This is a genomic window from Methyloligella sp. GL2, assembly GCF_013341275.1.
Taxonomy (GTDB): Bacteria; Pseudomonadota; Alphaproteobacteria; order Rhizobiales; family Methyloligellaceae; genus Methyloligella.
Window position 1 is genome coordinate 2,420,864 of the sequence record NZ_CP054476.1, and the last position, 14,372, is coordinate 2,435,235.

The window sequence follows — 14,372 nt, forward strand, 5'->3', positions numbered from 1 at the left end:
CTCCGGCAAGTCCGGTATCGGCAATCTCGCTCACGATTTCGCCCCCGCAGCGTCAAGCGATTTGGGCAGGCCGTAGATCCATTCGGAGATGGTGCCGGCACCAAGGCCGATCACCATATCGCCGGGCTCGGCCAGCTCGGCCAGGCGCGCCGCCAAATCGGTTTCGCCGTCGATGGTCACCACATGGGGATGACCGTGGCGGCGGAGGCTTTCTGCAAACTCGTCGCGGTCAATGCCGGGGATCGGCGCCTCGCCCGCCGAATAGATCGGGGTGACGATGGCGATATGGGCATCGTCGAGACAGGCGGAGAATTCGTTGAACAGGTTCTGCAGCCGCGTATAGCGGTGCGGCTGGATCACGGCGATGACGCGGCCGGCCTCGGCGCTTCGCGCCGCGCGCAGCACGGCGGCGATCTCCACCGGGTGATGGGCGTAATCGTCGTAAAGATGGATGCCGTTCCACTCGCCGACATGAGTGAAACGCCGTTTCACGCCGGAGAACACGCCGAGACTCTTGCGCAGCGTCGCGTCGGAGAGTCCCGCCTCGACGCCGACCGCCAATGCAGCGAGCGCATTCAGCACGTTGTAATGGCCGAGCATCGGCAGCTCGAGGCCCTCGAGATCGCGCGCGCCGCCCTGCACCGCAGAGCCGAAGCGAACATCGAAGGTGACGCCGCCGGGCCCGCTTTTGAGATTGGTCATGCGGATATCGGCGTCGCGCGCCACGCCATAGGTGAGCACGCGGCGGCCGTTCGCCGCCCCGCCGAGCCGGGCCAGCATCTCGCGCACCACGGGGTGATCGATACAGGCGACGACGAGGCCGTAAAACGGAATCGCGTCAATGAATTGCTCGAACGCCTTGTGAAGCTTCTCCAAGTCTCCCCAGTAATCCATATGCTCCGGGTCGATATTGGTGACGACGCCGATCTGGGTCGGCAGCTTGACGAAGGTGCCGTCGGATTCGTCGGCCTCGACCACCATCCACTCGCCCTCGCCGATGCGGGCATTGGTGCCCCAGGCGTTGATGATGCCGCCGGCGATCACGGTGGGATCGAGACCGGCATCGTTGAGCAGATCGGCGATCATCGCCGTGGTGGTGGTCTTGCCGTGGCTGCCGGTGATCGAGACGGTGGCGCGGTCGCGCATCAGCTCGGCCAGCATCTCGGCGCGGCGGATGATGGGTACGCCCCGCTCCTTGGCCGCCTCGAATTCCGGATTACCCGGTTTCACGGCGCTGGAGATCACCAGATGCCGGGCGCCCTCGATATTGTCGGGGGCGTGGCCGATCATGCAGGTGACGCCCATCTTGCGCAGGCGCTCCAGATTGGGGCTGTCCTTCAGGTCGCTGCCCTGCACGGCATAGCCACGGGTCGCCATCACCTCGGCGATGGCGCTCATGCCGATGCCGCCGATCCCGACGATATGAAAGATGCCGGCTTTTTCCGGCGGTGGCAGACGCATGGGTGTTCCGTCCTGATCCTTGTTCGCATGCCGCGCCTAGCGGGAGGCGGCGAGACCTTCAGCGAAATCGGCGAGCTTCTCAACCGCATCGGGTTCGCCGAACGCTCTGGCCGCCGCTGCAGCGTCGGCGAGACGCTGCGGCGCGGAAAGCAGCGCTTCCAACTCCTTCGCCAAACGCTCCGGGCTCAACTCGCTTTGGGGAAAGCACCAGCCCCCGCCGGCTTCAGCGAGCCGAGTAGCATTGCGGAGCTGATCGTTGTCAAGAGCATGCGGCAGCGGCACCAGCAGGCCGGGGCGGCCGATGACGGCGATTTCCGCCACGGTGGAGGCGCCGGCGCGGGCGATCACCAGATGGGAATTGGCGATGCGCTCGGGCAGATCCTTGAAGAAAGGCGCAAGATGGGCGGCGATGCCGGCCTTCGCGTAAGCGGCCTTCACCGCCTCAAGATCCTCCGGGCGGCATTGCTGCACCACGGTGAGCCGGGCGCGTATCGCCTCGGGGAGAAGCGGCAGGGCGGCGGGCATCGCCTCGGAGAAGAAATGCGCGCCCTGGCTGCCGCCGAAGACAAGCAGCAGCAGGCGCCCGTCGGACTCCGGCGGCGTATAGGGCATGTCGCGGAAGGCGAGCACGGCATCGCGCACCGGCGTTCCGGTGACGGTGGATTTCTCCTCCACCGCCTGGCTCATCGCCTGGGTCTGCGGGAAGGTGAGCGCGACCTTGCTGGCGAATTTGGACAACAGCCGGTTGGCCCGGCCCATCACGGCGTTCTGCTCGTGCAAGGCGGAAGGAATGCCGAGCGTTCTGGCGGCGATCAGCGGCGGCAGGGTGGGATAACCGCCGAAGCCGATCACCGCGCGCGGCCGCATCTTCGTCAGGAGCGCCAAAGCTTCGAAATAGCCGCGGCCGAGCGTGGCGAAGGTCTTGGCTATGGCAATCGGATTGCGTCCGGACAGAGTCGCCGAATGCAAGGGATGCATGGCGCGGCCCGGGAAATCGCCCCCATACTTCTCCGCCCGCATATCGGTGGCGAGCTCGACCGGATGGCCGCGCCGGACCAGCTCCTCGGCCAGAGCGGCGGCGGGGAAGAGATGGCCGGCGGTACCGCCGGCCGCCAGAAGAAACGGTGCTTCGCTCATGCCGCCTGCTCCTGGGTCTTCTCCTCCTTCGCCTGCGCCCGCGCGGTGCGCGGCTTCGGACGCGGCTTGGGCTGCACCGCCATGGGCCGCTTGCGGGTCAGGCCGAGCACGAAGCCCATGGTCAGCGCCATGGAGAGGAAGGAGGAGCCGCCATAGGAGATGAAGGGCAGCGTCATGCCCTTGGCCGGCAGCAGCCCGATATTCACCGAGACATTGATCAGCGCCTGGAAGCCGAACAGCATGATCAGCCCGGCGACGGCATGGCGGATGAAACCGTCGGGCTCCTGTGCTGCCTTGGAGAAGCCGCGGATGACGATGAAGGCGAACAGCGCCACCAGGACGAGGCAGACGGCGAGCCCGAACTCCTCCGCCGTGACGGCGAAGATGAAGTCGGTATGGGCGTCGGGCAGCACATTCTTGATGGTGCCCTCGCCCGGCCCGCGGCCGAACCAGCCGCCATGGAGGAAGGACTCCAGCGCCCGGTCGGATTGGTAGGTGTCGCCCGAGGATGGATCCAAGAACCGGTCGATACGCGAGGCCACATGGGGCACGAGGAAATAACTCGCGGTGACGCCGACGATGGCGACGATGCCGAGCGCCACGATCCAGACCAGGTCCATGCCGGCCATGAAGAACAGCCCGCCCCAGACCAGGGTGACCAGCAGGGTCTGGCCGAAATCCGGCTGCATCACCAGAAGCGTGACGAAGATGGCGTAGAACAGCACCGCCAGTTCCAGGCCGGGCACGTCCTTGCGGGTCTGGTATTCGTTGAACAGCCAGGCGACCAGCACCACGAAGGCCGGCTTGACGAATTCGGAGGGCTGGATCGACATCGGCCCAAGCTGCAGCCAGCGCTGGGCGCCCTTGATCTCAGGCCCGATCCACAGCGCCAGCAGCATCATGAAAAGTCCGCCGGCGAAGATCACCAGGCTGGCGCGGCGGATATATTTCGGGCTCAGGGTCGAGGCGGCGAACATGAGGATCAGCGCCGGGACCATCATGATGGCGTGGCGGCGGACGAAATAGAGCGGCTCCAGATCGTAGCGCGCCGCCATGGGCGGGCTGGCGGCAAAGGACAGCAGCAGCCCCGCCACCATCAGCAGCAGCAGCGCCACCAGCATCAACCGGTCGACGGTGAACCACCAATCGGAGAGCACGCTGCGGTCGGCGCGGGCCAGTCTCATGCGACCGCTCCTTCCGGCGCCGTGACGCCCTCCAGAGCCGTCACGGCTTTGCGAAAGGCGTCGCCGCGCATCTCGAAATTGGGGAATTGATCGTAGGACGCGCAGGCCGGCGAAAGCAGCACCACGGGCTCCGCCGCATCGTCGCTTGCCGCATCGGCCGCAGCCAGGCGCACCGCCTCGTCCAGCGTGCCGGCAATCGTGTGAGGCACGGCGTCGCCGAGCTGGGCGGCGAAGTCCTCCGCCGCCTCGCCGATCAGATAGGCCTTGGCGATATGCGGGTAGTAGCTCTCCAGACCGCTCAAGCCGCCGGCCTTGGCGCGCCCGCCGACGATCCAATAGATCGGCTGGAAACTCGCCAGCGCCTTGGCGGCGGCATCGGCATTGGTGGCCTTGGAATCATTGACGAAGAGGACGGAGCCGCGCTTGGCCACCTGCTCCATGCGGTGAGCGAGGCCGCCGAAGCTCTTGAGACCGCGCGCAATTTCTTCGCGGGAAAGGCCTTCGGCGCGGGCCAGCGCGTAGGCTGCGGCGGCATTCTGCCAGTTATGGGCGCCGCGCAAGGAGGCGATGCCGTCCAGGCTGGCGGTGGCGATCTCGTCGCCCGCCGCCATCTCGTGCAGCGTGGCCTCGGCGCCATAGACGCCGGTCTCGACCTTGCCCGTCACGCTGATCTGTTTCACCGCGTAAGGCCCTTGCAGCGTCTTTGCGATGGCGCGGGAGGGCGCATCGTCGATGCCGATCACTGCGGTATCGCCCGCCCCCATCAGAGCGAAGATGCGAGCCTTGATGGCGGCGTAAGCTTCGAGCGTGCCGTGGCGGTCGAGATGGTCCGGGGTGATGTTCAGAAGCGCGCCGGCATTGGGATGCAGCGAGGGGGTGAGATCGATCTGGAAGGAGGAGAGCTCCAGCACATAGGTGAGATCGTCGGCGAAGGGATCGAGATCCAGCACGGCGCGGCCGATATTGCCGCCGAGGGCCACGCGCTTTCCCGCCTCCTCCAAGAGATGGGCGGTCAGCGCGGTGGTGGTGGATTTGCCGTTGGTGCCGGTGATCACCAGCACCCGTGCCGCGCTCCCTTGCGCTTCCTTTTCGCGGAACAACAGCTCGGTATCGCCGATTACCTCGATCCCGGCGGCTTTTGCCTTCTCCACCGTCCAATGGGGCTTGGGGTGGGTGAGCGGTACGCCCGGCGCCAAGACGAGCGCGGCGATCCCGCTCCAATCTTCGGCGTTCAGATCGGCCAGGGGCACGCCCGCAGCCTGCGCCTTCTCCCGGGTCTCCGGCTTGTCGTCCCAGGCGAGCACGTCCGCACCGCCGGCTTGCAACGCTTTAGCGGCGGCAATTCCGCTTAAGCCGAGGCCGAAGACGGCGACACGCCGTCCGCCGAAGAGGGTGCAGGGAATCATTGCAAGAACTTAGCGCAATTTCAGCGTCGCAAGGCCCAACAGGGCGAGAACCACCGCGATAATCCAAAAGCGAACCACGATGGTGGATTCTTTCCATCCCTTTTGTTCGAAATGATGGTGAAGCGGCGCCATGCGGAAAACCCGGTAGCCGGTGAGCTTGAACGAGGCCACCTGGACGATCACCGAGACCGCCTCCAGCACGAACAATCCGCCGACCACCGCCAGCACCAGCTCGTGCTTGATGGCCACCGCGACGGTGCCGATCGCCCCGCCCAGGGCCAGCGAGCCGGTATCGCCCATGAAGATGGAGGCGGGCGGCGCGTTGAACCATAGGAAGCCGAGACCGGCGCCGACCAGGGCGCCGCAGACCACGGCCAGCTCGCCGGTGCCTTGCACGAAATGCAGCTGCAGATAGTCGGAGAACAGCACGTTGCCGACCAGATAGGCGATCAGGCCGAAAGTGGCCGAGGCGATCATGACGGGGACGATGGCGAGACCGTCCAGCCCGTCGGTAAGATTCACCGCATTGCCGGCGCCGACGATGATGAAGGCGCCGAAGGGCACATAGAACCAGCCGAGATCGATGGTGACGTTCTTCAGGAACGGGATCGCCAGCTGGTTGGCGAGCTCCGGATCGGAAAGATAGGAGATCACGGCAGCGGCGATCACCGCGGCGATGGCCTCGATGACGATCTTCACCCGGCCGCGGAAGCCGGCGGTCGATTGCCGGGTGACCTTCAGATAATCGTCGTAGAGCCCCACCGCGCCATAGACCATGGTCAGGCCCAGCACCACCCAGACGTAAGGGTTGGTGAGGTTGGCCCAGAGCAGGATCGAGACCAGCGCTCCGGACAGGATCATCAGCCCGCCCATGGTGGGCGTGCCCTGCTTCTCCAAAAGATGATGGGCCGGCCCGTCGGTACGGATCGGCTGGCCCTTGCCCTGGCGGATACGCAAGGAGCGGATGATCGCCGGGCCGAACAGGAAGACGAACAGCAGCGCCGTCAGCAGCGCGCCGCCGGTGCGGAAGGTGATGTACCGAAAGATGTTGAAGACGCTGAGCTCGCCTGAGAGCTCGAACAGCCAGTACAACATCCCCCTACCCCCTCTACGGCCCCAGGCTAATCCAGGGCGCCGCCTTTCAGATGATTTTGCAGCGCCTCGACCAAGGGCCCAAGCTTGGACCCGAACGAGCCCTTGACCATGACCACGTCGCCCGGCTGAAGCGCTTGCACGACTCGCAGCGCCAGCTCGCCGGATGCGGCAGCATAGGCGCCCTGCTTAGCAGGCGGCAAATCGCGATAAAGCGCACCCATCAGCGGGCCGCAGGCAAAAACAACATCTACCCCCGCCGCGTCAATATCTGGGGCGAGCCCGGTATGGAAGCTTTCCGCCGCCTCGCCAAGCTCCAGCATATCACCCAGCACGGCAATGCGGCGCGGATAGTCGGACCTGGGCGTCAGGCCGAGAATGGCCAGAGCGGCGCGCATGGAGGCCGGATTGGCATTATAGGCCTCATCGATAATGGCCACTTTGCCGGTCTTGCCTTCGAAGACATGCCAGGCGCCGCGCCCGGCCTGGGCGTGGACATGGGACAGCACATCGGCGGCTTTTACCAGATCGGCGCCCGCCGCATCGACAGCCGCCAGAACCGCCAGAGAATTTTGCACCAGATGGAGGCCAGGCGCGCCGAGCCGGTAGCGCAGGGTCTGGCCGCGATAGGAAGCGGTGACTTGCGAGCCCGTGGCATCGAGATCCGCCTGGACTAGACGCATATCGGCTTCTTCCGCTTCGCCGAAGCCGACCACCTTGGCGCCCTCCGTCTTCGCCGCCTCGGCCAACCGCCCGTAGAATTCGTTGTCGCGATTGAGGATCGCGGTGCCGTCCTTCTCGATCCCGGCGAAGATCTCCGCCTTGGCATCGGCAATGGCGGCAAGGTTCGGGAACTGGCCGAGATGCACCGCGGCAATGGTGGTGACGATGGCGATATGGGGCCGGATCATCTGGCTGAGCGGGGTCAGCTCGCCGGCATGGTTCATGCCCGCCTCGAAGATGCCGAAGCTCACATCCTTCGGCATATTGGCGAGGGAGAGCGGCACGCCCCAGTGATTGTTGTAGGACTTTGCCGAGGCATGCACCGTGCCTGAGGGGCTGAGGGCGATGCGCAAGGCCTCCTTGGTGCCGGTCTTTCCGGCGCTGCCGGTGACGGCGATGATCCGGGTCTCGGTGGCGCGATCGCGCGCGGCGCGGCCGAGCTGCTGCAAGGCTTCGAAGGGATCTTTGACCCGGATCAGCTTGGCCTCGTCGGCGGCTTCGTAGTCCTCCGCCACGATGGCGCAGGAGGCGCCGGCCTCGAAGGCGGCGGGCACGAATTCATGACCGTCCTTGGCGACGCCGCGAATGGCGATATAGGCCTCGCCCGGCTGCAATGTCCGCGTATCGATGGAGATGCCGGTGACCGTGGCGGCAGGATCGAGCGCCGAGCGGCCGCCCGTCGCCTGACAGATTTCGTCAATGATCCAAAGGGCTTCAGCCACGCGCCTGCAAATCCTTCAGAGCCGTGGCCACGGCTTCGTGGTCGGTATAGGGGATCACCTTGTCGCCGATAATCTGGCCGGTCTCGTGGCCCTTGCCGGCGACCAGCAGCACGTCGCCCGCCTCCAGATGAAAGATCGCCTCGGCGATGGCGGCATGACGGTCGCCAATCTCGATGGCGCCCGGGGCATGGGAGAGGATGGCGCGGCGGATCTCCGCCGGATCCTCGCTCCGCGGATTGTCGTCGGTGACATAAACCTGGTCGGCGAGCTTGGTCGCCACCGCGCCCATTTGCGGGCGCTTGCCCTTGTCGCGGTCGCCGCCGCAGCCGAACACCACCAGCAGGCGGTGCTTCACGTAGGGCCGCAGCGCCGCGATGGCTTTCTCTAGCGCGTCCGGTGTGTGGGCGTAGTCGATGAAGATCGGCGCACCGTCTGTCGTGGTGCCGGCAAGATCGAGACGGCCCTTGGCGCCCTCCAGCCCCTCCAGCATGGGCAGCACCTCTTCCGCCCCCGCCCCTGTCGTCGCCATGACGAGACCGGCGGCGACCAGCGCGTTGGAGGCCTGGAAATCGCCGACCAGCGGCAGCTTGATTTCGAAGGTCTTGCCTTCATAGAGCACGCGCAGGCGCTGGGCGAAGCCGTCGGGCACAGCTTCGAGCAGCCGCAAGGTCTTGCCGCGCTTGCCGACCGAGATCAGCTTCAGATCACGGGCGATGCATTCGGCCGCCACGCGCTCGGCCGCCTCGCTGCCGATATCCACAACGGCGGTATCGCCGGGCTGCAGCCGCTCGCGGAACAGGCGGAGCTTCTGGTTGAGGTAGTCCTCGAAATTGGCGTGATAATCGAGATGGTCGCGGGTGATGTTGGTGAAGCCGCCGGCCTTCAGCTTCAGCCCGTCGAGGCGATGCTGCTGCAGCCCGTGGCTGGAGGCCTCGATGGCCAGATGGGTGACGCCCTCGCCCGCCAGCTCCGCCAGGATGCGGTGCAGCTCGATCGGGTCGGGCGTGGTGTGGTGCAGAACCTTGCTTTCCTTCGGCGCGACCACGCCGATCGTACCGACGCTCGCCGCCGCAAAGCCTTGGCGCGCCCAGAGCTGGCGCACAAAGGCGGCGACGGAGGTCTTGCCGTTGGTGCCGGTGACGGCGATCGCGGTCTCCGGCTGGGCGCCGTAGAATTTCGCCGCGGCCATGGAGAGGGCGTGGCGCGGTTCGGCATCTTCCACCAGCGGAATATCCGTTCCCGCAGGAGCATGCCCGCGCGGCAGAAGGATCGCCGCGGCGCCGTTGTCGATCGCCTGCTGGATGAATTTCGCCCCGTCGGTCTTCACGCCCGGAAGGGCGGCAAAGAGATAGCCGGGCCGCACGGTGCGGCTATCGGCGCTGAGCCCCAGAATGGGGGTATCGGACCAGCCTTGCGGCAGCACGGCATCAGGACCGATCAACTCGCCAAGCTTCATAACCGGTTTTGCCCCGTCACGCCTGCTCATGAATGAATGACTTCGCCAAAGATACGGCCCCGATTCCGGCGCCTCGGCCCCATCGCGGGCGAGCAGGATAAGCGGTTTGCCTTATGCTCTAATGCTTGCGCTCTAATAGGAGGCCATGACCGGCGCGTCAAACCGCGCGGTGAGACCCCGGTCGGGCGCTTCGATCTTCGGCTCCACACCAAGGATCGGCGCGATGCGGGCAACGATCCGCCCCACGGTCGGCGCGGCATTGGCACCGGCCGTGCGCAGGTAACGGCTCGCCTCGACCTTCTGCGGCTCATCCAGCATCACCAACACGACATATTCGGGAGCGTCGGTCGGAAATGTGGCGAGAAACGAGTTGCGCAGCGCCGAGGAGGAATAACGGCCGTCAACCACCTTCTCCGCGGTGCCGGTCTTGCCGCCGACGCGGTAGCCGTCGGCCTCGGCCTGTCCGCCGGTGCCATCCAGCACGTTCAGCCGCATCAGCCGCACCATATCCTTGGCGGTGGAGGTCTTCACCACCCGGTGGCCGGAGGCCATGCCGTCAGCCCGGGACCGGGGCAGGAAGGTCGGCTGAATGGCGATGCCGCCATTGCACAGAGGGATCGCAGCGGCGGCGTATTGCAGCGGCGTCACCGACAGGCCGTGACCGAAGGCGATGGTCATGGTGTTCAGCTTCTTCCAATGCTTGGGCACCAGAGGCGCCGCCGTGGCGCCAAGCTCGGTCATGGTGCTGTCGAGCAGCCCCATCTTGCGCAGGAAGGCCTTATGGCGGTCGACGCCGAGATCCAGGGCGATCTTCGCAGCGCCGATATTGGAGGAGTGGGTGAACACCTCCTCCACAGTGATCGGCCGGTGCAGGCCGTGGAAATCGCCGATGGTGAAGCCGCCCATATGGATCGGGTTGGTGGCGTCGTAAATGGAATGGATCGTGGCGACGCCCTCGTCGAGGCCCGCGGCGACGGTCATCACCTTGAAGATGGAGCCGAGCTCGTAAACGCCGGCGGTCATGCGGTCGTGACGGTTCTTGTCCAGCGCCTGTTCGCGATGGTTCGGATCGTAATCCGGCAGCGAGGCCATCCCCACCACCTCGCCGGAATGCACGTCGATCACCACCCCGGCCGCGGCCTTGGCCTTGTAGGTGGTCATGGCGTTTTTCAGCTCTTCATGCAGCACGTGCTGCACGCCGAGATCGAGGGAGATGTTGATGGTCTCCTCGCCGGCCTCGGTCTGCGGGTTCATGAAGGCCAGCTGCGGGTTCTGGTCGACGAACTTTTCCATCCCGGCAAGGCCGTTATTGTCGACATCGACGAAGCCGACGACATGGGAGGCTGTGGCGCCGACGGGATAGACGCGACGGTATTCCTCGATGAAGCCGAGACCCGGGAGACCGAGCTCGTGGATCTCCGCCTGTTGCTTCGGCGTGAGTTCGCGGCGGATACTAACGAAACGGCCGCCCTTGTTGATACGCTTGCGGATTTCGGTCCGGTCGATATCGGGCAGAACGGTGGCCACCTGCTCCACCAGCTCGTCGCTGTCGATCACCTTCTTGGGGTCGGCGAACAGGGTCGCGCCCTTGATGTCGGTGGCCAGCAGACGTCCCTTGCGGTCCAGAATATCGGGGCGGTGCACTGTGGTGGAGATGTCGTAGAGCCCGGGCTCGCTCTCGTCGGTGACGGTGAAGCCGAGACTCACCAGACGTCCGCCGACGGCCAGGAAGCCGCAGATGAACGCTAGAAAGACCAGGCGGAAACGGTTGCGGCTGCGGGCGATATAGGCCCGTTCGGCGCGGGCCGTGGCCGTGTTGGTTTTTTCGTTCTCCTCCACTGCGCTTCCTTCCCGCTTAGTCGGTGTCCTGCAGCAGCTTCACGTAGTCCGGCACGTCCTGTTCGGGCGGTCCGGCCGTGGCGAGCTTGGCGTCGAACTCGGCCTGGGAGACCGAATCCAGGGTGAGGATCTGACGCGGGTTGGACGGCTCCAGATTGAGGAATTTCCCGGCCAGGCGCTCAATGCGCTCAGGCCGATTGAGCAGGCTCCATTCGGCGCGCAGCACCGCGATGGAATCCTTCTCCTCGTCGATCTTCTTGTGCAGGACCGTGATGTCGTGATCGAGCCCGCGGGCCTCATATTTTACGTCGTAGATGACGTAGGAGAGGCCGACCAAGCCGAGCAGAAGGCAGATATTGACGAAACGCAGCATGTCACTAACCCAAAACCAATTGACACCGAGCCGGTGCGTCCCCTCCCCGTTAGGCCGGACTTGCCAGCTTGGGGACGCCGAGCGCGGAGAGGTCGAGAGGATGAGCCGGAGCCGTTGTCCTGATGCCGGCGCGAAGCCGGGCGGAGCGGGCTCTTGGGTTCAATCCGATCTCTTCCTGATTCGGTGATACAGGACGACGGTTAAGAAGCTGGAAGCTTGGCGCAGAAGTTTCTTCGCCCGGATCCGGCAGATGCCGCGACCCCTTGGAGGGCGGCAGGCTGCGGGAGGCGAGAAACCGCTTGGCGATGCGGTCCTCCAGCGAATGGAAGGTGACCACCACGAGGCGGCCTTCCGGCGCCAGAAGCCGCTCCGCGGCACTCAAGCCATAGGCCAGCTCGTCCAGCTCGGCATTCAGATAAAGCCGCAGCGCCTGAAAGGTGCGGGTCGCCGGATGCTTGGTCTCGTCGCGCTTGCGGCCCAGCACCTTGGCGACGATGGCGGCGAGCGCGCCCGTGGTCAGGATCGGCTCGTCGGTGCGGGCGGCGCAGATGGCGCGGGCAATGGCGCGGGCGCGGCGCTCCTCGCCGAGCACGGCGATGATGCGGCTCAAATCCGCTTCCGGCATTTCGTTGACGATGTCGCTGGCGGTCGGGCCTTCCGCCCCCATGCGCATATCGAGCGGGCCGTCCTGCATGAAGGAGAAGCCGCGCTCCGCCTCGTCGAGCTGCATGGAGGAGATGCCGAGATCGAGGGCGACGCCGTCGACGGCGGCAATGCCCAGATCCTCCGCGATATCCGCCATCTCGCTATAGCGGCCGAGGATCAGCTTCAAACGGTCGGGAAAGCTTTTAGCGAGCTCCGCGCCGCCTTCGATGGCGGTCGGATCGCGGTCGATGGCAATCACGCTGCAATCGGCGGCTTCCAGGATGGCACGGGTATAGCCCCCTGCCCCGAAGGTGCCGTCGATGATGGTCTGCCCCTTCTTCGGCGCGAGAGCCTCAATGACCTCTTGAAGCATCACGGGAATGTGGCGAGCCAGTCCGCCAGCGGCTGAGTTGCCGCGGCCCGCCATCATTCCCGTGTCCCCTCAGGCCCGCCGCTTGGGCGCCCCGCGCCGAGTAACTTTCGGAGATCGCGCACCCTCTGCTGCGCCTCCGCCAAGTGGGCCTCGAACTTGCTCGGTTCCCACATCTGAAATTTGTCGCCGAGCCCCACAAAGGTGACTTGATTGGTGATTCCGGCATGTTCGCGCAGGCGCTCCGGAAGGATCGTGCGGCCATCCTGATCGACAGAGAGGATGTCGCTGGTGCCGTAGAGCGCCGTGGCGAGGTGATCGTATTCGTCTGAGTAAGGGGCGAGTTCGCCGACCAGATCGGTGATCTTGTTGACCAGACGGTTGCCGCCCGCATCGAGCGCCGGGGCGTCGAGAGACGGGTAGCAGTAAATCCCGTCGTAACCGTCTTTTGCGAGAACCGTCCGGAAGGAAGCAGGGACGGAGACCCGACCTTTGGTGTCGATCCGATTGGTGAACCGCGACACAAACTGATCCATCTCCCCCTCATCATCCTCAGCGACGCGGCGACTGAATGCCGAGGCGGCTAAGCCTTGCCGGGATTTGGTGATGGGAGAGGCGGCGCTGCTCCTCGTGGCCTGTAAGGAACGCGGCTCAGCCTCTCCCAACCCCAGTACCGAACGGGCATTTATGGGATAGCATGGGATATCATGGGCGTCAATGGGAATAACCTGGGCAAGCCCGGGTTTCTACTGCCTTCCGGCTGGGTTCGCACCAACGCCATCTTTGCGGCCGAGACTGCGTCTTCGGACCCCCGGGGATGGCGCTAACGCTTAATCAGGGGTATGGAGGGAAACTATGGATCGGCTGCGCGCGCTTGCCGCTCGCATCCCGCGAGACCGGACGGGGGCAAACCCTTGAGAACGGTTTGGCGATGGTTTGCATGACTTGGCTTGCATGACATGGCTTGCATGACGGCGTGATGCATCGGGCGAGCGGTATGGGACAGACTTTCGGATCGAGATTGCGCCGCGCCGCTTTTGCGCGAACCGCTGCCTTTGCCGCCGGGCTGCTGGCGCTGTGCCTGGCCTCGCCCGCCGGGTTTGCCGCAGACGGCGGCTATGCGCGGCTCGGCCCGCCGAGCAAGCCGGTGGAGCTCTATTACGACGAGCAAGGCAAGGGCTCGCCGATCCTGCTGATCCACGGTTTCGGCTCCAGCACCTTCACCTGGAAATACGTCATTCCCGGCCTGGCCAAGAACCATCGGGTGATCGCCGTCGACTTGAAAGGCTTCGGCCGCTCCGACAAGCCTTATGACGAGCGCTATTCGGCGATGGATCAGGCCGAGCTGCTGGCGCAGCTAATCGAGCGGGAGAACCTGCACAACGTCACGCTGGTGGGGCATTCCTTCGGCGGCGGCGTGGCGCTGGCCCTGGCGCTGCAAGCCGATACCCGGCTGAAGGGCCGCATCTCGAAGCTGATCCTGCTCGACACCATCGCCTATCCGCAACGCGTGCCGGTATTCTTCAAGCTGTTGGGCGTGCCCGGCCTCTCCCAGCTCGGCGTGCGCATGGTGCCGGCGAATTTCCAGGCCGAGACGGCACTGAAGCTCGCCTATTACGACAACGCCAAGATCACGCCGGAAGCGGTGAACGCCTATGCCGCGCCGCTGAGGACGGCGGAAGGCAAGAACGCCATCATCTATAGCGCGCGGCAGATCGTGCCGCCGGATCTGGACGCGATCTCACAGCGCTATGGCTCGATCCAACTCCCGACCCTGATCATGTGGTGCGACCACGATAAGATCGTGCCGATGGATATCGGGCTGAAGCTGCGGCGCTCCATCCCCCACTCCTCCTTCCAGCTGGTGAAGTCGTGCGGACACATGCCGCAAGAGGAGCAGCCGGGGCAGACCTTGCAGTTCATGCAGAAATTCTTGAGCGGCCAAGCCTCACACGGATAAGCCT

The 14,372-nt window shown here is 65.2% G+C and carries 12 protein-coding genes; 1 reads left to right on the forward strand and 11 read right to left on the reverse strand.

The features are described from left to right. Positions 1–30: 30 nt before the first annotated feature. The 11 genes from murC to mraZ form a co-directional block, all read right to left on the reverse strand. Positions 31–1,461, reverse strand: a complete 1,431-nt coding sequence (gene murC, locus HT051_RS11380; protein WP_174542139.1) for a UDP-N-acetylmuramate--L-alanine ligase — start codon at positions 1,459–1,461, stop codon at positions 31–33. A gap of 36 nt (positions 1,462–1,497) precedes the next feature. Continuing rightward, complete coding sequence (gene murG, locus HT051_RS11385) at positions 1,498–2,598, reverse strand: undecaprenyldiphospho-muramoylpentapeptide beta-N-acetylglucosaminyltransferase (RefSeq protein WP_174542140.1); 1,101 nt, start codon at positions 2,596–2,598, stop codon at positions 1,498–1,500. Continuing rightward, entirely contained in the window at positions 2,595–3,782 is a 1,188-nt protein-coding gene (ftsW, locus tag HT051_RS11390; RefSeq protein WP_174542141.1) for a putative lipid II flippase FtsW, read from the reverse strand. The genes murG and ftsW overlap by 4 nt, the downstream gene beginning before the upstream one ends. Further along, positions 3,779–5,188 (reverse strand): UDP-N-acetylmuramoyl-L-alanine--D-glutamate ligase, encoded by a 1,410-nt coding sequence (gene murD, locus HT051_RS11395; protein ID WP_174542142.1) that lies wholly within the window; start codon positions 5,186–5,188, stop codon positions 3,779–3,781. Before murD ends, ftsW begins: the two co-directional genes overlap by 4 nt. Before the next feature lie 9 nt (positions 5,189–5,197). Then, a complete protein-coding gene (mraY, locus tag HT051_RS11400; RefSeq protein ID WP_174542143.1) occupies positions 5,198–6,283 on the reverse strand; it encodes a phospho-N-acetylmuramoyl-pentapeptide-transferase in 1,086 nt (361 codons plus the stop codon). 26 nt (positions 6,284–6,309) lie between these two features. Continuing rightward, positions 6,310–7,725: a UDP-N-acetylmuramoylalanyl-D-glutamyl-2,6-diaminopimelate--D-alanyl-D-alanine ligase gene (locus tag HT051_RS11405; protein ID WP_174542144.1), complete on the reverse strand. Its 1,416-nt coding sequence runs from the start codon at positions 7,723–7,725 to the stop codon at positions 6,310–6,312. Continuing rightward, a complete protein-coding gene (locus tag HT051_RS11410; RefSeq protein ID WP_174542145.1) occupies positions 7,718–9,181 on the reverse strand; it encodes a UDP-N-acetylmuramoyl-L-alanyl-D-glutamate--2,6-diaminopimelate ligase in 1,464 nt (487 codons plus the stop codon). Before HT051_RS11410 ends, HT051_RS11405 begins: the two co-directional genes overlap by 8 nt. 132 nt (positions 9,182–9,313) lie before the next feature. Beyond that, entirely contained in the window at positions 9,314–11,020 is a 1,707-nt protein-coding gene (locus HT051_RS11415) for a penicillin-binding protein 2 (protein ID WP_208454311.1), read from the reverse strand. A 16-nt stretch (positions 11,021–11,036) separates the two neighbouring features. Further along, a complete protein-coding gene (locus HT051_RS11420; RefSeq protein ID WP_174542146.1) occupies positions 11,037–11,393 on the reverse strand; it encodes a hypothetical protein in 357 nt (118 codons plus the stop codon). A 49-nt stretch (positions 11,394–11,442) separates the two neighbouring features. Continuing rightward, a complete protein-coding gene (gene rsmH / locus HT051_RS11425) occupies positions 11,443–12,411 on the reverse strand; it encodes a 16S rRNA (cytosine(1402)-N(4))-methyltransferase RsmH (protein ID WP_246810255.1) in 969 nt (322 codons plus the stop codon). Positions 12,412–12,464: 53 nt separating this feature from the next. After that, the gene (mraZ, locus tag HT051_RS11430) at positions 12,465–12,944 is read right to left on the reverse strand and encodes a division/cell wall cluster transcriptional repressor MraZ (RefSeq protein ID WP_174542147.1); all 480 of its coding nucleotides are present in this window, start codon (positions 12,942–12,944) and stop codon (positions 12,465–12,467) included. A gap of 461 nt (positions 12,945–13,405) precedes the next feature. On the opposite strand from mraZ, the gene HT051_RS11435 reads away from it, so the two are divergent. Then, positions 13,406–14,368 (forward strand): alpha/beta fold hydrolase, encoded by a 963-nt coding sequence (locus HT051_RS11435; protein ID WP_174542148.1) that lies wholly within the window; start codon positions 13,406–13,408, stop codon positions 14,366–14,368. Positions 14,369–14,372: the final 4 nt, after the last annotated feature.